At 63.4% G+C, this 19041-nt stretch carries 19 protein-coding genes and 1 pseudogene; 15 read left to right on the forward strand and 5 right to left on the reverse strand.

All coding sequences use genetic code 11. The features are described from left to right. The first annotated feature begins 16 nt into the window (after positions 1 to 16). Genes I6F12_RS06290 through I6F12_RS06305 form a run of 4 tightly spaced genes read left to right on the forward strand, consistent with a single transcriptional unit; the run spans position 17 to position 4214 of the window. Positions 17 to 1357: a Rieske 2Fe-2S domain-containing protein gene (locus tag I6F12_RS06290; protein WP_225155786.1), complete on the forward strand. Its 1341-nt coding sequence runs from the start codon at positions 17 to 19 to the stop codon at positions 1355 to 1357. Next, entirely contained in the window at positions 1354 to 1830 is a 477-nt protein-coding gene (locus tag I6F12_RS06295; protein WP_225155787.1) for an aromatic-ring-hydroxylating dioxygenase subunit beta, read from the forward strand. Before I6F12_RS06290 ends, I6F12_RS06295 begins: the two co-directional genes overlap by 4 nt. A 7-nt stretch (positions 1831 to 1837) precedes the next feature. Further along, entirely contained in the window at positions 1838 to 3454 is a 1617-nt protein-coding gene (locus I6F12_RS06300) for an ATP-dependent acyl-CoA ligase (protein WP_225155788.1), read from the forward strand. A gap of 31 nt (positions 3455 to 3485) precedes the next feature. Next, the gene (locus tag I6F12_RS06305; protein ID WP_225155789.1) at positions 3486 to 4214 is read left to right on the forward strand and encodes an SDR family oxidoreductase; all 729 of its coding nucleotides are present in this window, start codon (positions 3486 to 3488) and stop codon (positions 4212 to 4214) included. A 10-nt stretch (positions 4215 to 4224) separates the two neighbouring features. Here I6F12_RS06305 and I6F12_RS06310 read toward each other — a convergent pair whose 3' ends face one another. From I6F12_RS06310 to I6F12_RS06325, 4 genes are all read right to left on the reverse strand, one after another. Then, complete coding sequence (locus I6F12_RS06310; RefSeq protein WP_036023816.1) at positions 4225 to 4707, reverse strand: MarR family winged helix-turn-helix transcriptional regulator; 483 nt, start codon at positions 4705 to 4707, stop codon at positions 4225 to 4227. Next, positions 4707 to 5201, reverse strand: coding sequence for a MarR family transcriptional regulator (locus tag I6F12_RS06315; RefSeq protein WP_225155790.1), 495 nt, complete (start codon positions 5199 to 5201; stop codon positions 4707 to 4709). The genes I6F12_RS06310 and I6F12_RS06315 overlap by 1 nt, the downstream gene beginning before the upstream one ends. Positions 5202 to 5357: 156 nt before the next feature. Next, positions 5358 to 6923, reverse strand: coding sequence for an indolepyruvate oxidoreductase subunit beta family protein (locus I6F12_RS06320; RefSeq protein WP_225155791.1), 1566 nt, complete (start codon positions 6921 to 6923; stop codon positions 5358 to 5360). Then, a complete protein-coding gene (locus I6F12_RS06325; RefSeq protein ID WP_225155792.1) occupies positions 6920 to 9079 on the reverse strand; it encodes an indolepyruvate ferredoxin oxidoreductase subunit alpha in 2160 nt (719 codons plus the stop codon). Before I6F12_RS06325 ends, I6F12_RS06320 begins: the two co-directional genes overlap by 4 nt. A gap of 127 nt (positions 9080 to 9206) precedes the next feature. On the opposite strand from I6F12_RS06325, the gene I6F12_RS06330 reads away from it, so the two are divergent. The 10 genes from I6F12_RS06330 to I6F12_RS06375 all read left to right on the forward strand — a co-directional run bounded on the left by I6F12_RS06330 (position 9207) and on the right by I6F12_RS06375 (position 18479). Continuing rightward, positions 9207 to 10229 (forward strand): carbon-nitrogen hydrolase family protein, encoded by a 1023-nt coding sequence (locus I6F12_RS06330; protein ID WP_225155793.1) that lies wholly within the window; start codon positions 9207 to 9209, stop codon positions 10227 to 10229. A 53-nt stretch (positions 10230 to 10282) separates the two neighbouring features. Continuing rightward, on the forward strand, positions 10283 to 11389 hold the full coding sequence (locus I6F12_RS06335; RefSeq protein ID WP_109144189.1) for a cupin domain-containing protein: 1107 nt from the start codon (positions 10283 to 10285) through the stop codon (positions 11387 to 11389). Positions 11390 to 11434: 45 nt separating this feature from the next. Continuing rightward, positions 11435 to 12343 (forward strand): fumarylacetoacetate hydrolase family protein, encoded by a 909-nt coding sequence (locus I6F12_RS06340; protein WP_036013397.1) that lies wholly within the window; start codon positions 11435 to 11437, stop codon positions 12341 to 12343. Then, the gene (locus I6F12_RS06345) at positions 12343 to 12780 is read left to right on the forward strand and encodes a thioesterase family protein (protein ID WP_225155794.1); all 438 of its coding nucleotides are present in this window, start codon (positions 12343 to 12345) and stop codon (positions 12778 to 12780) included. Before I6F12_RS06340 ends, I6F12_RS06345 begins: the two co-directional genes overlap by 1 nt. Next, positions 12777 to 13499: a hypothetical protein gene (locus I6F12_RS06350; RefSeq protein WP_225155795.1), complete on the forward strand. Its 723-nt coding sequence runs from the start codon at positions 12777 to 12779 to the stop codon at positions 13497 to 13499. Before I6F12_RS06345 ends, I6F12_RS06350 begins: the two co-directional genes overlap by 4 nt. An 83-nt stretch (positions 13500 to 13582) precedes the next feature. Beyond that, the gene (locus I6F12_RS06355) at positions 13583 to 15142 is read left to right on the forward strand and encodes an ABC transporter substrate-binding protein (RefSeq protein ID WP_225155796.1); all 1560 of its coding nucleotides are present in this window, start codon (positions 13583 to 13585) and stop codon (positions 15140 to 15142) included. A gap of 70 nt (positions 15143 to 15212) precedes the next feature. Continuing rightward, positions 15213 to 16112 carry a branched-chain amino acid ABC transporter permease gene (locus tag I6F12_RS06360; RefSeq protein WP_036013410.1) on the forward strand — a complete coding sequence of 300 codons (900 nt, stop codon included), beginning with the start codon at positions 15213 to 15215 and terminating at the stop codon, positions 16110 to 16112. After that, positions 16112 to 17068, forward strand: coding sequence for a branched-chain amino acid ABC transporter permease (locus I6F12_RS06365; RefSeq protein WP_225155797.1), 957 nt, complete (start codon positions 16112 to 16114; stop codon positions 17066 to 17068). The genes I6F12_RS06360 and I6F12_RS06365 overlap by 1 nt, the downstream gene beginning before the upstream one ends. Next, positions 17068 to 17811 carry an ABC transporter ATP-binding protein gene (locus tag I6F12_RS06370; RefSeq protein WP_225112763.1) on the forward strand — a complete coding sequence of 248 codons (744 nt, stop codon included), beginning with the start codon at positions 17068 to 17070 and terminating at the stop codon, positions 17809 to 17811. Before I6F12_RS06365 ends, I6F12_RS06370 begins: the two co-directional genes overlap by 1 nt. Continuing rightward, entirely contained in the window at positions 17808 to 18479 is a 672-nt protein-coding gene (locus I6F12_RS06375; protein ID WP_225155798.1) for an ATP-binding cassette domain-containing protein, read from the forward strand. Before I6F12_RS06370 ends, I6F12_RS06375 begins: the two co-directional genes overlap by 4 nt. Before the next feature lie 93 nt (positions 18480 to 18572). Here the strand turns inward: I6F12_RS06375 and I6F12_RS06380 are convergent, their stop codons facing one another. Further along, entirely contained in the window at positions 18573 to 18812 is a 240-nt protein-coding gene (locus tag I6F12_RS06380) for a hypothetical protein (protein WP_225155799.1), read from the reverse strand. A 129-nt stretch (positions 18813 to 18941) separates the two neighbouring features. Here I6F12_RS06380 and I6F12_RS06385 point away from each other — a divergent pair. After that, positions 18942 to 19022, forward strand: a pseudogene (locus tag I6F12_RS06385) (IS5/IS1182 family transposase); the annotation flags it as partial. Positions 19023 to 19041: the final 19 nt, after the last annotated feature.

The raw sequence follows: 19041 nt of genomic DNA on the forward strand, positions 1-19041 counted from the left end.
GGAGACGAGGGACGCCATGAAAAGATACGGCGGGAATGCCCGTGCGATTGCGGCGCTGGTGCGCGAGGCCGAGGTGCATCGCGACGTCTATGTCGACCCCGAGATCTTCGAGCTCGAGATGGAGCATCTGTTTCCCAACAGCTGGGTCTATGTCGGCCATGCCAGTCAACTTGCAAAACCCGGCGATTTCATCACGGCCAATATCGGCCGGCAGCCGGTCATGGCCAGCCGCCATACCGACGGGTCCATCCATGTGTTCTACAATCGCTGCCCGCACAAAGGCGTGAAGATCGCGTCCGAACCCTGCGGCAACACCGGAAAGTTCTTCCGCTGCCCCTATCACGCATGGTCTTTCAAGACCGACGGCTCCCTGCTCGCGATCCCGCTGAAGAAGGGCTACGAGGGCACCGGCTTCGGCGACACCCAGGCGAATGAGGGCTTGTCGAAGGTCAGGAACGTCGTCATCTACCGCGATTTCATCTTCGCTCGCCTGAGCGTTTCAGGCGTCTCCTTCGAGGATTATTTCGGCGAAAGTCTCTCGACCATCGACAACATGGTCGACCGCTCGCCGGAGGGGAAGCTCGCGGTCCAGGCGACGCCGATCCGTTACATGCACACGTGCAATTGGAAGATGCTGGTCGAGAACCAGACCGACACCTGCCATCCGATGGTGGCGCACGAGAGCTCGGCCGGCACCGCGGTCAAGGTCTGGAAGCGCGAGCAGGGCGATTCCACGGAAACACCGATGGCGGTACAGCTCTACGGTCCCTTCATGAGCCCGTACGAGTTCTACGAGCAGAGCGGCATCCGGATCTGGCCGAACGGCCACGGCCACACCGGCGTCGCCAACTCCATCCATTCGAACTACTCTGATATCCCGGGCTATCTCGACCAGATGGTCGCAGCCTACGGCGAGCAGCGCGCGCATGAGATCCTTGGCGAAGTCAGGCACAACACCGTCTACTTCCCGAACATCATGGTGAAAGGTGCTGTCCAGATCCTGCGCAATTTCATCCCGATCGCGGTCGACAAGACGCTGGTCGAGAGCTGGGTCTATCGCCTGGTCGGCGCGCCCGACAAGCTCTACGAGCGCGCATTGATGTACAACCGCTTCATCAACGCGCCGACGTCGATTGTCGGGCACGACGACCTCGAAATGTACGAGCGGGCGCAGGAAGGACTGAAGTCCAACGGCAATCAATGGGTCAATCTGCGGCGGCTCTACGACGGCCATGAAGAGCAGGACGTCACGGCGGTGATCAACGGCACGTCCGAGCGGCAGATGCGCAACCAGTTTCACGCCTGGGCGAAATTCATCACCATGGACATGGACAAGCGCATCGAGGCTGCGGAATGATCGGCGAGAAGACCATCACGGACTTCATCTATCGCGAGGCGGAGCTGCTCGACACCATGGAGTGGCAGGCCTGGCTCGATCTGTTTCACTCCGAAGGGCGTTATTGGATGCCGCTGGAATGGCAGCAGCAGGATCCGGTGCTGCAGCCGTCCCTGATGTACGAGGATCTGCTGCTCCTGAAGGTGCGGGTCGAGCGGCTCGCCGGCGAGCGCACCTTCAGCCAGAAGCCGAAGAGCCGTTGCCATCATCTGCTCCAGGCACCGCGGATCGTCGCGTGCGATCCTGCTGCCGGAATGTTCAAGGCCCGGACCTCCTACATCTACACCGAGACGCGCGGCGATATGCTGGAGCGCTATTCGGGATGGGCCTCGCACGAGCTCGTGCAGGTCGGCGATGCCCTGAAGATCAAGCTCAAGCGCGTCGATCTCGTCAATTTCGATGCGCCGTTCGGCAACATCCAGCTTTTCATGTGAGACTGCCTTGACCGCTGCGACCAGTGTCCATGCCCGTTTTCAAGAGACCGCGCTCCGCCGCGGCGAGGCGGGTTTCCTCAACGTGCTGCCGGAGACCGCAGGCATCTACGGCATCGCGGCGGGCGAGATTTCCTACCGCGCGATGCTCGACCGGGTCGAGCGCCGTCGCGCGGCGTTCGCGAGCCGCGGCTACGGCGAAGGCCACCGGGTCGGGCTGCTGCTCCAGAACAGGCCCGTCTTCATCGAGCTGTGGTTCGCGCTCAATGCGCTCGGCGTCTCGGTGGTGCCGATCAATCCGGACCTCCGTCTCAGCGAGCTCGAATACATCATCGGGCATTCCGAGATGAATGCTGCGTTCGTCCTCACCGAACGGCGCGAGGAGGTGGAGCTGGCCGCGCGTCAGGCCGGCAGGCCAATCCCTGTCGTGGACGATCAGGACGACGTTCCCGCACCCTTCGGCGGTGCGCGGCCCTTGACCGCGGCAAGCGAGGGAAGCGAATGCGCGCTGCTCTATACGTCGGGGACGACGGGCCAGCCCAAGGGCTGCGTGCTCACCAACACCTATTTCCTGCATTCCGGAAACTGGTATCGCGACGTCGGCGGGCTGATCGACCTCAAGCCGAACGGCGAGCGGATGATCACGCCGCTGCCGCTGTTCCACATGAACGCGATGGCGGTGTCTCTGATGGCGATGCTGTCGGTCGGCGGCTGCCTGACCATGCTCGATCGCTTCCACCCGCGCAGCTGGTGGGCCTCGGTGCGCGACAGCCGTGCCACCTGCCTGCATTATCTCGGCGTCATGCCCTCGATGCTGATGAGCGCGCCGCCATCGGAGCTGGACCGCGCGCACAGCGTACGCTTCGGCTTCGGCGCCGGCGTCGACAAGCTGCTGCATGCCACGTTCGAGCAGCGCTTCGGCTTTCCGCTGCTGGAGGCCTGGGCGATGACCGAGACCGGCAGCGGCGGCGTCATCGCCGCCAATGTCGAGCCGCGCAAGATCGGCACCAGCTGTTTTGGTCGCCCGGCCCCCGAGATCGAGGTTCGGATCGTTGATGACAGCGGCAATGATGCCCCCCTCGATGTGCCCGGCGAGCTGTTGGTGCGGCGCGCCGGCGCTGATCCGCGCTACGGCTTCTTCCGCGAATATCTCAAGAACGAGGCTGCCACCATCGAGGCGTGGGCCGGCGGCTGGCTGCACACTGGCGATATCGTGTCGCGCGATGCGGACGGCGACCTGCACTTCGTCGATCGCAAGAAAAACGTGATCCGTCGCTCCGGCGAGAACATTGCAGCGGTCGAGGTCGAATCCGTCCTCAACCGGCATCCCGCGATCCGGCAAGCCGCGGTTGCGGCGACGCCGGACCAGGTGCGCGGCGACGAGGTTGCGGCGGTCATCATCACTGAGAAGGCCGGCGCGGACCGCGCGCTCGCCGAAGAGATCGTGCGCTGGAGCCTCGAGCAGATGGCCTATTACAAGGCGCCGGGCTGGATCTGCTTCGCCGACAGCCTGCCGCTGACCGCGACCGAGAAGATCCAGCGCGGCGGGTTGAAGGATTTCGTCGGGAAGCTGATGGGCGAGGGCGCGTTCTTCGACCTGCGCGACCTCAAGAAGCGGCAAGTCTGATCAAGAAGGTCTGATCAAAGAAGGTCTGATCATGAGCGAGATCCGCACCACCCTCATCACCGGCGGCAATTCGGGGATCGGCGAGGCCCTGGCGAAGAAGCTCGTCGCGCGCGGGCAGCGCGTGGTCTCGGTCGGGCTCGAGCAGCCCGGCTGGACACATGATCTGCTCGCGGCCTATCGCGCCGACCTCACCAATATCGAACAGACGCGTGCGATCGCGCAGGAGATCTGCCGGGATCACGCCGTCGACAGCCTGGTCCACAATGCCGGGGTCATCCTGCCGAACCTGCTGCCCGACGCCAAGCCGGAAGACATATTGATGCTGGCGCAGTTGCATCTGGGCGCGCCGATGCTCCTGACCCAGGCGGCGCTGGAAGGGATGCGTGCGCGCCGCTTCGGGCGCATCGTGTTCGTCTCTTCGCGCGCCGCGATGGGGGCAGTGACGCGCTCGGCCTATTCGGCCACCAAGGCCGGCGTGCACGGCATGGCAAGGACCTGGGCGCTGGAGCTTGCCGCGAGCGGCATCACCGTGAATGTCGTCGCGCCGGGACCGATCCTGACCGATAATTTCTGGGGCATCATCCCGAAGGGCTCCGAGCAGCAGGAGCGGATGGCGCGCAACGTTCCGGTCGGGCGGCTCGGCTCGCGCGAGGACGTCGCGCACGCAATCTCGTTCTTCCTCGACGAGCACTCCGATTTCGTCACCGGCCAGGTGCTCTATGTCTGCGGCGGTACCAGCCTCGTCGGCCTCGGGCCTTGACGCGCGCGCTCTAGATCTGGTTCTGGCGGATATTCTCGACCATCTTGGCCAGCACGCGCGCGCAGACCTCGATGTCGTCGGGCTCGATGCCCGCGACCAGCCTGTCGTAATTGTTCGCCATGATCGGCCAGATCTTGCGCAGCAGCGCTTCGCCCTCCGGCGTCAGGCCGACGACGCGGCGGCGCTGGTCCTCCTCGGCGATCTCGCGCTTGACGAGGCCCGACGACACCATGGACTCGACCATGCGGCTCGCCGTCGACTGCTCGGTCACCGCGAGAACGGCGACCTCGTTGACCGTGAGGGTCTTGTAGATGAACAGCACCGACAGCGTCCGGAACACGACATTGTTGATGCCGTGCTCGCTCAAATCGCGGTTCTGATCCAGGTTCCAGCGATTGGCGAGCCGGTTGAACAGATACGGAATATAGGTTTGCAGCTGGTCCCTCGTCCTCGGCGGACCCGACTTCCATCTGCTCTTGGATTCTCTGGCCATTATCTCTTGCGACTTTGCTTCTTGCTCTCGGTATGAAGTTTCGAGGAAAGCGATTTCAGCACGGACAGCGCGGTGTCCAGCTCCCGGGCCGGGACGTTCTCGAGCCGTCTGGCGAGATGCTTCTTGTGGATTTCGGCCGCCTGCCGGAACAGCGCTTCGCCTTTCGGCGTCAGGCGCACGATGAAGGACCGCCGGTCCTCGCTCGACATCTCCCTGCTGATGAGGTCGTCGGCGAGAAGACGTTGCACCAGCCCCGAGACATTGCCGCCGGTCACCTTCAGGTTTTGCGACAATTGTCCGAGCGCGAGGCCCTCCCGGTAACGATCGAGCTGGGCCAGCACGTCGAATTTTGCCAGCGACAGGCCGAACTCCGAATTGAGCATCGAATTCAGCGACGCGAACAGCTCACCATGCAGCGACAGCAATTGGAGCCAGAGCCGGGTTTCGATCTGCCCAGGGACGGGAACAACGTTCTCCTTGAGTGCTGCCGGCATCGCATGACCATCGAGTACAGAATGTCTCGTCGAGTGAAGGGAATTACTGCGGGTCGTTCGCTCCGATTAACAACCTGAGAATCGTAGTCAAGCGGTCTGATCCTGACCTCCTGCGGAGCGAACGGCAATCCAATCCTGCGTCCGGCGCCCGTGGAATCATGCGAAAGTCTTTATGGTCTGGATCACGCCGTCGAGCGCCGTTCCGGCGCTGTCCTTCAGCGCGGCCTCGCGCAGGCGGCGCGCCCAGTCGGCGGCATCCTCGCGGCGCTCCACCAGCTTGATCGCCGCGAGCGTCCTGTCGAATTTCGACAGCCCCCGGCTGTGGGTGTCTGAATAGCCTTTGACGAGGCGTCGGCATTGCAGGATCTCGACACCGAGCTGGTAATTGGTGCCGACCGCCTCGGTCGCGGCCTTGAGCCATGAATCCCGGTGCGCGGTCTCGATGGCGTGACGCAGCGAGCGGCGGCGCAGGCCGCGCATTCCGCCGACGACATAGAGGGCCAGGAACCAGGGCAGCGAGTAGGTTCGCACCCGGCGTCCCCGGTTGACGCGGCGATCGAGCCAGCCGAGCAGGCGCGGACGCGCGCCGAGCCAGCGGCCGAAGCCTGCCGGCAGCATGCCCATCACTTCCTCCATGCGGGGATGCATGAACTCGGTGGTCTGGAGCACCTGTCCGTTCGACATCTCGAGCTCGCTCTCGATGCGCGCGCGGCGGCCGGCGCGCGTCTTGAGGTCGGCGACGCGGATGACGTCGTCATAGGTCATGGCGTTGGCGAGGTACTTTGCCGCGGCTTCCGTGAAGGCATAGGCATGTGCGTCACCGCCGGCGTTTCGGTCGGCTGCGTGCAACCTCTTGAGGATGTCGAGATATTCGCCGCCATAGGCGAGGTCCTGGAAGTCGATGACCTTCCGCAAGCCTGCGCGAGCCATGCCGAGTGCAGGCTGGGGCAGCTCCCGATTCAATCTTGCGACGAGCTCGCCAAGCTGCGGATCGGGCGTCGTAGAAGAGGGGATATTGTCGGCCGGTTTGGCTGGCGCGGGCGCCGCAACTTCGGTCGGGCCGGTCTTGACCCGCTCGAAGGCGGCCTCGAACGTCTCGACGCTGGCCTTGGCGCCTTTGCCGCCGCTGCGGATGACGTCGAGATAGCTGTCGCGGCTGAACGGCAGCACGCCTGCGCCTGCGAGCGCGCCGAACATCGCGGCCGAGATGACGCTGCCATGCGCGATCGCCAGCGCGTTCAGATCGAAGATGATCTCGGTCTTCGCCGCAATGCCGATGGCGCCGGTCACGGCGCCGCCGTAGGCGATGCCGTTGCCCGGCGCGATCTTCTCGCCGATCGCGAACGAGCGGTGGTTGGACGCGATCAGCGTGGTGCGATCCGGCGTCACGAGGCCGCGCAGGATCGATCGACCGGCTTCCATGAATTCCGCCGCCATCACCACGTCGACGTCGCCGGGGGTGGGCATCAGCGACAGGATCGGTTTGCGGCCGTCGAGCGGCGGCATCGCCTCGATATAGTAGATGGTGGCGCCGGTGCGCTGGGCGACGCCGGGCACCGAGGTGGACTGCGCGACCCAGCCATGGTTCTCGGCGAGCTGAACGATCCAGTCCGTCAGGACGCCGCCGCCCTGGCCGCCCATCGCGACAATCGCGATCGAGATCGGCCGCTCCGTCGCTTCGCCTGCGGCGGGGAGGGCCAGCCGGACCGTCTCGTCCCTCATGCCAGTGCCTCGAGCGCCGGCCGACGGCGGTCGCGCCGACGCTGCAGCCAGCCGATCACGCTCATGGCGACCCTGGATTTGAACATGTCCCAGCGCGTCGGATTATGGATGACGTCGGCTCGATAGAACGAGGGGCAGAGCACGGCGGCCTCGGAAACCTCGCCGCAATTGCCGCAGCCGACGCAGGAATTATCGATCGCCGCGACCGGATCGTCGCGCAAGGGGTCGTCGAGCTGCTTCACCGACAGTGACGGGCAGCCGGAGAGGCGGATGCAGGCATGGTCGCCGGTGCAGACGTCTTCGTCGACGCCAAAGCGCTCCTTGACGATGCGCGTCCCGTCCTTGATCGCCTTGTTGATCTGCGGCTTCACGCGCCGCTGCTTGTTCAGCATGCATTCGGAGGAAGCGACGATGACCTTCGGGCCTTCCTCTTTCGTCGTCAGCGCTTCCTTCAGCGTGTCGCGCATCTTGCCGACGTCGTAGGTGCGGTCGAGCTGGCGCACCCACTGGCCGCCGATGCCCTTCACCGCCTGCACGATCGAGTTGTTGGTCTTGCGGCGCTTGTTGACCGCGCGTGACGACAGGATGTCCTGACCGCCCGTCGCCGAGGTGTAGTAATTGTCGACGATGACGAACACGCCGTCATGCTTGTTGAACACGGCATTGCCGATGCCGCTGGTCAGTCCATTGTGCCAGAAGCCGCCGTCGCCCATCACCGCGATCGACCGCTTGTCCGCCTTGACGTTGAAGGCGGAGGTCGAGGCTGGGCCGAGGCCGAAGCCCATCGTGGTCGCGCCGATGTTGAACGGCGGGAGGATCGAGAACAGATGGCAGCCGATGTCCGCGGAGACGTGGTGCTGGCCGAGCTCTTCCTCGACCAGCTTCATGGCGGCGAAGATCGGCCGTTCCGGGCAGCCGGTGCACAGCCCGGGCGGGCGCGCCGGCACCACCTGCTTGAGCTTCTCGACCGCGGGGTGATTGAGCACGGGCGCTGCGTCCGGCGCCGGCGGCCGGTTGCCGAGCAGCCGCGGCTCGGTCTTCTCCAGGAATTCCCTGACGCCGCCGAGCAGCACCTGAGCGGTGTAGTCGCCGCCCATCGGCAGCACGTCCTTGCCGTGGACGCGCGCCTGGATGTCCTTGCGGCGCAAGACCGTATTGATCGCCTGCTCCAGATATTCCGGCTGGCCTTCCTCGACGATGAGAACGGCCTCCTTATCGATGCAGAATTCAGCGACCTCGGTGTCGATCACGGGGTAGGTGACGTTCATGATGTAGAGCGGGATCTGCGTGTTGCCATAGGCATCCGACAGCCCGAGATATTGCAGCGCGCGGATGACGTTGTTGTACATGCCGCCCTGCATGATGATGCCGACCTTGCCCTGCTTCGGCCCCATCCACTCATTCAGCTTGTTGTCCCGAATGAATCCGATGGCCGCGGGCATCCGCGTCTTGATCTTCTCCTGCTCGTGCTCATAGGCCGCCGGCGGCAGCACGATGCGGTTGACGTCACGCTTGGGATTGTTGAGCGCGTCCTTGATGGTGTGCGCCGGCCTGACATTGTCCTTGCAGGCGAAGCTGCCGTGCATGTGGCAGGCGCGCACGCGCACCTCCAGCATGACCGGCGTGTTGGAGAACTCGGAGAGCTCGAAGCCTTTCTCGATCAGATTGACGATGCATTCATGCTCTGGGCGAGGATCGAGCAGCCACATCTGCGACTTCATCGCGAAGGCGTGGGTACGCTCCTGCATGATGGAGGAGCCTTCGCCATAGTCCTCGCCGACGATGATCATGGTGCCGCCGGTGACACCGCCCGAGGCGAGGTTGGCAAGGGCGTCGGAGGCGACGTTGGTCCCGACGGTCGACTTCCACGCCACCGCGCCGCGCAGGGGATACATCACCGATGCCGACAGCATCGCCGCGGCGGCGGCTTCGTTGGCCGAGCTCTGGAATACGACGCCGAGATCGTCGAGCACGTCCTTGGCGTCGGCCAGCACGTCCATCAGGTGCGAGATCGGCGAGCCCTGATAGCCGCCGACATAGGCGACCCCCGATTGCAGCAGCGCCTTGGTGATGGCGAGGATGCCTTCGCCGCGGAACGTGTCGCCATCGCCGAGCCTGAGATCCTCGACCTCGCGAGCAAAAGACCGTTCAGCCATTGCACCCTCCAGAAATATGCGATAGCATACGTTTACATGTGAAGTAAGTCAACGCCGCGCCATGCTATCACGCTTGCGGATGCTCTCTCCGACAAGGCGGTCATGAGCCAGCGACAGGGTAGGGCCGATGCTGATGCTGCCTCGCTTTAAAGCTGCCGCCGTCCAGGCTTCACCAGTCTATCTCAACGCAAGCGCGACCGCGGAGAAGGCGGCTTCACTGGTCCGTGAGGCCGCAGCCAACGGGGCGAAGCTCGTCGCGTTCCCCGAAGTGTTCGTTCCCGGCTATCCTTATTGGAACTGGATCGCCGATCCCGTCACCGGCAGTGCATGGTTCGAGAAGCTCGCCAAGGCGTCGGTGCTGGTGCCGGGGCCGGAGGTCGAAATCGTCCGCAAGGCCGCGCGCGATACGGGATGCCACGTCGTGCTCGGCGTGAACGAGCGCAGCCCGGTCTCGCTCGGCGCGATCTACAATACGCTGGTTTTCATCGGTCCTGACGGCGCCTTGCTCGGCAAGCATCGCAAGCTGGTGCCGACCTGGGCAGAGAAGCTGACCTGGACGGGCGGTGACGGGTCGAGCCTGCGCGTCTATGATACCGAGATCGGGCGTCTCGGAGGCCTGGCCTGCGGCGAGAACACCAACACGCTCGCGCGCTTTGCGCTGCTCGGGCAGGGCGAGCTCGTGCACGTCGCCAGCTATATCTCGCTTCCCGTCGCGCCCCCTGACTATGACATGGCGGAGGCGATCAAATTGCGCGCGATTGCCCACTCCTTCGAAGGCAAGATCTTCACGATCGTCTCCTGCTCGACCGTGTCGGAAGAGATCATCGCGGCGATGGAGACCGTCGTTCCCGACGCACGCGCACGTCTGCAACGGAAGTCGAGCGCATTCTCCGGTATCATCGGTCCGGACGGGCGCGTGGTCGGCGATCCCTTGATCGACGACGAAGGCATCGTCTATGCCGACATCGACCTCGAGCGCTGCATCCAGCCGAAGCAGATGCACGACATCGTCGGGCACTATAACCGGTTCGACATTTTCGATCTGCGGGTCAACCGTCGTCCGCAGACGCCGCTCGGTCTGACAGAGGCGGAAGCCGTCGCCGGCCAAGAGCAGGCGGGCTTCTCGTCGATTCCAGGTCGATCGGAATGACGGGCCGGTTCGCTTGAGGGTGCGGGATCATAAGACAGGACTTGGAGGATAGGATGCGCGAGAACGTGATCGGCCGGGCCAATGTCGAGGACACGCCCGAGCTCGAGGCCTATTACAAGGATCTCGAAAGGTACGAAGCCGGAGCGCTCTGGACCGTCGCCAACAAGATCGAGCCGTGGGCGCCGCAATCGGCCTCGGTTCCCGTGCTCTGGCGCTACAAGGATCTGCGCGAGCACGTGCTGCGCTCGGTCGAGCTGGTCTCGCCCGAGAAAGCCGGGCGGCGCGTGATCTATCTCAACAATCCCGGGCGGCGCGACGTGTCGGCCGCGGTCGGCTGGCTCTATTCCGGATTGCAGGTGATGCATCCCGGCGAGGTCGCCACGGCCCATGCCCACTCGGCCTCGGCGCTACGCTTCATCATGGAGGGCGCGGGCGCCTACACCATCGTCGACGGTCACAAGATGACGCTGGGCGCGCGGGATTTCGTGCTGACGCCGAACGGCACCTGGCACGAGCATGGCGTCGAAGGCAACGGCTCGGTCTGCATCTGGCAGGACGGCCTGGACATCCCGCTCGTCAACGCGCTGGAAGCCAATTTCTTCGTCGTGCATCCGAACATCCAGCAGGAGCCGTCCGGCTATCCCGTGGACGACATGACCCGGACCTGGGGCAATCCCGGTCTTCGGCCGGCGGACTCGCGCTGGTCGAAGGGTTATTCGCCGATGTTCAAATATGAGTGGGAGCCGACCTACGAGTCCTTGCAGAAATATGCGGCCGCGACCGATGGCTCGCCCTATGACGGCATCCTCATGAACTACGTCAACCCGGTTACCGGCGGGCACGTGATGCAGACCATCGGTGCGAGCATGCAGCTGCTGCGCCCCGGCGAGAAGACCAAGTCGCATCGGCACACCGGCAGCTTCATTTACCAGGTGGCCAAGGGACGCGGCTATTCGATCATCGGCGGCAAGCGGCTCGAATGGGAGGAGCGCGACATCTTCTGCGTTCCGTCCTGGGCCTGGCACGAGCATGGCAATGCCTCAGCGAGCGAGGATGCCTGCCTGTTCTGCTTCAACGACCTGCCCGTCATCGAGGGCCTCGGGCTCTATCGGGAAGAGGCCTATGGCGACAATGGCGGTTATCAGTCGGTTGCCGCCTGACATGCCCTTGCAGAATTCAACCAGAACAGCCGGATAAAAGCCTTCATGCGTCTCGTCACCTACACCTTGGGCTCCAGCGGTGCCCGTCTTGGAGCCCTCGTCAATGGACTGGTCGTCGATGTCGAGCACCTTGGTGCGTCCAGCGGCGTGACATGGCCGGGTGATATGCTGTCGTTCATCGACAACAGCGTGACCCTGCTGCCTGCGCTTAAGGACGCACTGGCGGACGCCGATGGCCGCTTCCCGGCCGGCTCGGCGGTTGCGGTCGAGGATGTCAAGCTGCAGGCGCCGATCCCGCGGCCGCGGAAAAACATCTTCGGCATCGGGCTGAACTACCGGGCGCATGTGGCGGAATCCGCCAAGAGCCTGGATACGGACAAGGACCTGCCGAAGCAACCGGTCGTCTTCTCCAAGCCGCCGACCTCCGTGATCGGCCCGGGCGCGGCGATCCAGCACAATGCGAAGATGACGCAGCAGCTCGACTGGGAGGTCGAGCTCGCCGTCATTATCGGCAAGACCGCAACGCGCATCGCGGCCGACAAGGCGATGGACCACGTCTTCGGCTATTCGGTGATGATCGACATTTCCGCGCGCGACAATCGCCGCGCCGGACAGTGGATTTTCTCCAAGGGCATGGACACTTATGCGCCGTTCGGCCCCTGCATCGTGACTGCGGACGAGATTGCCGATCCGCACGATCTGCGGCTGTGGCTGACCAAGAACGGGGTCACGAAGCAGGACTCCAACACCAAATATATGATCTTCGACATTCCGGTGCTGATATCGGACATTTCGTCGGGCATGACGCTCGAGCCGGGCGACATCATCGCGACCGGTACGCCTGAAGGCGTCGGCGCCGGCATGAGCCCGCAGGAATGGCTTTGGCCGGGTGACGTGGTCGAGGCCGGCGTCGACGGCGTCGGCGTCATCCGCCACCCCGTCGTTGCGATCTGATGACGAATTTTTCGTTCGATCGCGTGCTCAGGTTCGGAGACTGCGATCCCTCGGGGATCGCGTACTTCCCGTCCTATTTGAACATTCTCAACGGCGTCGTCGAAGATTTCTGGGCGCGGATCGGCTTTCCATGGCCGGAGCTGATCGCGGTCCGAAAGATCGGAACGCCCACGGTGCACCTGAACTGCGATTTCTCCCGGCCGTCGATGTTCGGCGATCTCCTGACATTCAAGCTGCGCATCATCAGGGTCGGTGGGTCATCTCTTCATCTCGAGCATGTCATCTCCGGCGCGAATGGCCCGCGCTGGCGCGCGCGCCAGATCCTTGCTGCGACCTCGCTGGTCGATCATCATGCGATCCCATGGCCCGATGACATTCGCGTCGCACTGATGGCGCATGTGAGCGCGGGCGAGGGGACCGAGGCAACGCCCGCATGATCTCGCTGTTCATGACATTCTCCGATTCCACGGGCGAACGGCGACTCCGTCCCGATGAGGTTGCCGCTGTGGCGGAGCTCGTCGGATCGATCCCCGATATGACCGAGGCCCTGCTGTTCACGCCGCTGGAACAGTCGGTCGACCATCCTTACAAGGCCGACGGCACCGGCCCCGCCTTTGCGCTTCAACTCCGGTTTCCCGACCTGTTCGCCTGCGAGGCGGCAATGGACCGCGGCGGCGTCCTCGCCAGCCTCGCAACAGGGGCCGGGCTATCCGGCCTCACCGGACTCGATGTCGCACACCAGGTGATGCTGACGCGCCCGTTTCCGGTCGATGTCGCAGAGCATCCGGCGGGAACGACCACCCCGTGCAGTTACCTCGTGCACTATCCCGGCCCGGCCGAGGATATGAACGCTTGGAACCGGCATTATCTGGAGCACCACCCGTCGATCATGCGGACCTTCCCGAACGTCCGCCAGATCGAGATCTACACCCGCATCGACTGGGTCGACCGGCTGCCGTCGCGGCGCGTCGAGCACATGCAACGCAACAAGCTGGTGTTCGACAGCCCGCCAGCCCTCGCGCACGCACTCGGCTCCGACGTGATCAAGCACATGCGTGCCGACTTCGTGAAATTCCCGCCATTCGCAGGCGGCAACAAGCATTTTCCGATGCTGACTAGGGTGGTGGCGGCGAGGTCCCAGGCCGTGTACCCATAACCCGGCGGCGTGATGCGGCCAAAAGCAACGTCTGCTTTACTCCCTATAGCGACCGAGTTCGTGCGGCGGCGCAGTATGTCGCGATGGGCCCAAAGCGCAAAGCGCGGTCGGTGTTTGTTTTTTCGCACGCTGGAATTCGAGGCATCGACCATTTGGGGCCCTTGTCCGTTCCAATCGATGCGCAGCCGACAAAATGGGCGACGGCGTCGAACCGGGTTCGTGGGCTCGCGAATGACAGAAGAGGGCTGGCAACACGCGACAATTATAGTAGCGTTGTTGCAAGAAGAAGCGCACGGCGGCTGAAACCGGGCGCAACAATAAAACAGGGAGGATTTTCAATGAAATTTCTCAAGGCTGCGGTTGCGGCCGGGCTTGTAGTTGCGGCCTTTACGGGCACCTCGCTTGCGCAGAACAAGCCGTCGGAGCTCAAAATCGGCATCACGACGTTCCTGTCGGGCCCTGCGTCAGTCTTCGGTGTGCCGGCGAAGGCCGCGGCGGAGATGATCGCGGAGGACCTCAACAAGAAGGGCGGCATCGGCGGCGTGCCGGTCAAGCTCTCCTTCATCGACGAAGGCGCGGGAGGCGAAGCGCTCGTCTCGAACTACCGACGCGTGGTGCAGGACGAAAAGGTCGATGCCACGTTTGCTTCGATCTCGTCGGGAAGCTGCACTCAGTTGGTGCCCGTCGCCGAAGACCTCAAAGTCATGAATTTCATGTGGGACTGCGGTGCGGCCTCCATCCTCGAAACCAAGAAGTACCGGTACAATTTCCGGACTCAGGCGAACGGCACGCCGGAAATGCTGGCCGTGCTCCTTTACCTGCTCAAGACCAAGCCCGACTTTAAGACGATCGCGGTGGTCAATCAGGATTATGCATGGGGGCGGGAGAGCTGGGAAATCTTTTCGACGGCGCTCAAGGCGATGAAGCCGGACGTGCAAGTCGTCGCGGAGCTCTTCCCGAAGTTCGGCGCGCCGGATTACTCCACTGAAGTCTCCCGTCTGTTGGCCCTGCGGCCGGATGTGGTTCTGACCACGTCTTGGGGCGGAGATCTCGACACGCTCGTCCGCCAGGCCGGTCAGCGCGGCCTGTTGCAGCAGTCGACCTTCGTGCTCGGGATCGGCGAATCATCGATCCAGCGGTTGGGCAAGGACTTGCCTGAAGGCCTGATCGTCGGCGCGCGCGGAGACCACTGGTTCCTGCATCCCGAGAAGAAGAACGACGCGGCCTTCAAGGCGTTCAATGAAGCCTTCAAGGCGAAGACCGGTGCATGGCCGATCTACCCGGTCTATCACATGGCGCAGGCGTTCAAGGCCCTGCAGACGGCCTACGACAAGGCGATCAAGTCCAACGGCGGCAACTGGCCCACGCGCGAACAGGTCGTCGACGCGACGGCGGGCATCGAGTTCGCGACCGGCTTCGGCCGTCCGATTACGCTGCGGCCCGAGGACAACCAGGGTCTCGAAGCTCAGCTGGTCGGCGTCACCAAATCCGTTCCGGGGTACGACTTCAAGCTGCTCGACAACATGATGATCTTCGATCCGAAGGTGATCACCAACCCGGCGGGCGTACGATCGGTTGAGTGGCTCAAGACGCTCAAGCCGGACTTCGTCAAGATGGACGTGCCGACCTTCAAAGCTCAGTAACGGCGCGCTGAACTTTTGATCCCCGTCCTCCGAGCCCGTCCCGGAGGACGGACCTTTTCCGAAGGCCATCATGAACTCGACACTCGCTATCTTGGCGATCCTCGATGGGATCAGCTACGCCGCACTGGTGTTCTTGGTCTCGGTCGGGCTCAGCCTGATTTTCGGCGTGCTGCGCGTGGTCAACGTCGCGCACGGTTCGCTGTACGCGTTCGGCGCCTACCTGGCTGCGACGTTCAGCCTTGCAATCGCGCCGATCTCGCCTTGGCTCACCTATCCCGCGCTGCTGGCCGCCTCCATCGTGATCGGCGTCGTGTGCGGCGGTTTCATCGAACGGTTTCTGTTGCGACCGCTCTCCGGACAGGAGGACGTCCTCCAGCTTCTGATCACTTTCGCGGCCTTCATGATCATGGACAACCTGCAGCGTCTGATCTGGGGCGTGCAGCCCATCTTCGCCGCGGAGCCGTTGAGACTACTTCCCAACATCGCCGTGTTCGGCGTCAGCTACACGTCATACCAGGTCATTCTGCTGCCCGGCGTCGCATTGGCGACGCTGTTCGGGCTCCGCTACTTCCTGCGCAGGACGCTGTCGGGAGCGGTGATCCTTGCGGTCACGGAGGACCGCGAAGCATCGACGGCCATCGGGATTGACGCAAAACGCGTATATTTCGTCACCTTCGTCATCGGCGCGAGTCTGGCCGCGTTGGGAGGAGCGCTGGCCTCGCCGACCACCTCGCTGGTCCCCGGTATGGGCGCCGATATGATCGTGCTTTCCTTTGCCGTCGCTGCGACCGCGGGTCTCGGCCAGATCGAGGGCACCGCGCTCACCGCGCTGATGATCGGCCTGACCCGTGCCTTCGTGATCTATCTCCAGCCGGAATTCGAAGTTCTCGTTCCCTATCTGCTGATGGTGCTGGTGCTTCTGGTGCGTCCGTTCGGTCTGTTCGGCGCCGTGCAGGTAAGGAAAATATGATGAGCGGTCGCATCAAGCCGGTCACCACGATCGCGACCATCTTCTTTCTGGCCAGCGCCGTCGCGCCCCTTTTTGTAGCGAGCTGGGCAACCCTGTTCGCGTTGATCCTAGCGAAGGGCATCGTCGTTCTCGGTATCATTCTTCTGCTGCAGGCGGGACAGGTGTCGTTCGGACATGCAATGTTCTTCGCTACCGGGGCATATACCGCGGCGTTCTGGGGCAAGTACGTCGGTGGCGGCGACATCGTGCTCTTTATCGCGCTGGGCGGCATAACCTCCGCGGTCTTCGGCCTCCTCGTCGGGCTCTTCGTCGTGCGCTACCGGGAAATCTTTTTCGGAATGCTGAATCTGGCGTTTTCGATGGTGCTGTGGTCGCTGCTGGAGAAGATGTTTCATTACACCAACGGCGCCGACGGCATCCGGGTCCCTCGTCCGGCCCTGTTGGGGCTGTCGTTTACGCCCGAAACCTTCCAGTACGTCATTCTTTACGTGAGCCTCTTGATCGCGGTCGTCGCCTTCTACGGCGTGCAACGCTATCTCGATAGCCCGCTCGGACACATGCTGCGTGCCATCAAATCGAACGAGACGCGGCTCGAGTACCTCGGGACGTCCGCACGGCGCGTGCTTCTGATAGGCTACGTGATCTCGGCTTTTCTCGGCGGCATCGGCGGCACGCTGGTGGCGATCATCCAGCAGATCGCCACGCCCGAGTTCGGGTTCTGGACGAAGTCGGGCGAGTTCGTCTTTATCGCGATCCTCGGCGGCAGCGCCCACTCTTTCGGAGCATTCGCCGGCGCGGCGATGTTCGAGTGCGTGCGCTTCTATGCTGCGGCCCACCTGGCCGACACCTGGCAGCTGATCCTCGGCGTGGTCTTGATCGTCATCATTCTCTATGCGCCTAACGGACTGATAGGTCTCAGGCAGCGCTACGGCCAGGCGAAGCAGGGAGGACATTGATGACCAACGTCCTCCTTTCCGCGAAGGGCATCAAGATTCGGTTCGGTGGCGTCGTCGCCGCCGACGGTATCGATCTGGACGTGCTCCAAGGCGAGAACCTCGCGATCATCGGACCGAACGGCGCCGGAAAGACCACCTTCCTCAACATCTCGACGGGCTATCTGCGGCCGCAGGCCGGAAGCATCACCTTCCTCGGGCAGGAAATCACTGCGCAGCTCCCGCGCACGATCACCAAGCTCGGCATCGCGCGGGCCTTTCAGATACCGCAGCTTTTTCTTGATCAGACTGTGATGGAGAACATGCTGATCGCCGCGGCCTCGCGGCTGGGAAGCCCTTCCGGCTTCACGGCTCTTTCCGCCCTGCCTGAGCTGCCTGAAATGGAGCGCCTTCTGGATCTCGTCGGCGTCAAGTCGTACGCGTCTCGCAAGGCGAGGGAGCTTCCCGAGGGACAACGCAAGCTGGTCGACATCGCTCTGGCGCTCGCGCTGAAGCCCAGACTGCTGCTGATGGACGAGCCCACCTCGGGCGTCGCCTCCGCCGAGAAGCTGGAGATCATGGACATCCTGACGTCCGCGCTCGCCAAGGAGAAGGTGACTTCGGTCTTCGTCGAGCACGACATGGACATGGTAGAGCGCTATGCCCATCGAGTCGCGGTGTGGAACGTCGGGAAGATCCAAAAGGTCGGCACGCCCGCGGAGGTTCTGGCCGATCCCAAGGTCCGCGAACAGGTGATCGGCATATGACGGCGATGCTGGACTTCGAGAACGTCAACGTCGCGATCGCCGATGCGCCGGTGCTGCGCAGCGTCAGTTTCTCGCTGCCACCGGGCGCGACCGCCGCGCTCATCGGGCGAAACGGCGCCGGCAAAACCACGACGGTACGGACCATCATGGGCTTCACGAAGGCGAGCGGTACCGTGCGCCTAGGCGGTCAGGACTTGGGGCATGTTCCTCCGCACCGACGGCCCTTCTTAGGCATCGGCTACGCCCCCGAGGACCGTCGTCTCTTCTCGGCCTTTACGGTGGAAGAAAACATTCTTTTGCCCGCTCGCGTCGCGAAACTTAGCGCGGAAGAGGCGCGCCGGCGGCTGGAGCGAGCCTACTCCGTCCTGCCGGAGCTCGAGGAACTGGCGGGTCGCCCGGCGGGCTCCGTCTCGGGCGGCCAAGGCAAGATGGTCGCCCTCGGGCGCGCCCTGATGCTGGGCACCCGCCTCGTCATTCTGGACGAGCCGTTCCAGGGTCTCGCCCCCGTGCTGGCGCAGAGGTATGCCGAGGCGCTGCGTCGGCTTCGTTCGCATGACCGGGACATTACCCTTCTGATCACGGAGTCGAACCCGAAGCTGCTCGAGACCTTCGCCGACGTGACGCTGACGATCGAGCGCGGCGAAATCGAAAGCCGGGTCCTTGCGTAGCGCCGTGCGGCCGCCACGGAGTTATTGCCCGAAAAGAAAGGGCCAGCGTGTAGCTGACCCCTTCAGCAGCACTGGAGCGATCAAAAAACGCGCTTACTTCTTGCACTTCTTGGCCGACTCTTTGTCCGCATACGGACCACAATTGTAGGCGTTGTTCAGTTCGTCCATCGTCTGCGGCCAGTTATCCATGGAGCCCGCCCGGGCACCACTCTGGCTAGTTCCCACGTTTTTCACTTGCTGGAAACGAGTTGGTTCTGCTTCTGCATCAACTGCGAAAGATGCAGAGAGAAATCCGACTGTAAGAAGTCCGACGAACAGCGTCTTGGCAATCATGGTTTCCTCCCTATGGAGTTCGAGTTCAGAGTAGCCGTTGGTGGCTACGCAAAGCGGGGGAGTTCAAAATCGGCGCGACGTGAGGCGCACGATCGGAGGGGGTTACTTGAATAAGGTGATGTAAGTCACAGGATTCCGGGAAATTACCCCGCCTTCGTCGAACTCGCATCTATCCGGCTATGGCGGGCCGCGCGTTATGAGTCCACGCCCCAGATTGGCGAGAGCGTTG

Source organism: Bradyrhizobium sp. IC4059 (assembly GCF_020193615.1).
Lineage (GTDB): Bacteria > Pseudomonadota > Alphaproteobacteria > Rhizobiales > Xanthobacteraceae > Bradyrhizobium > Bradyrhizobium yuanmingense.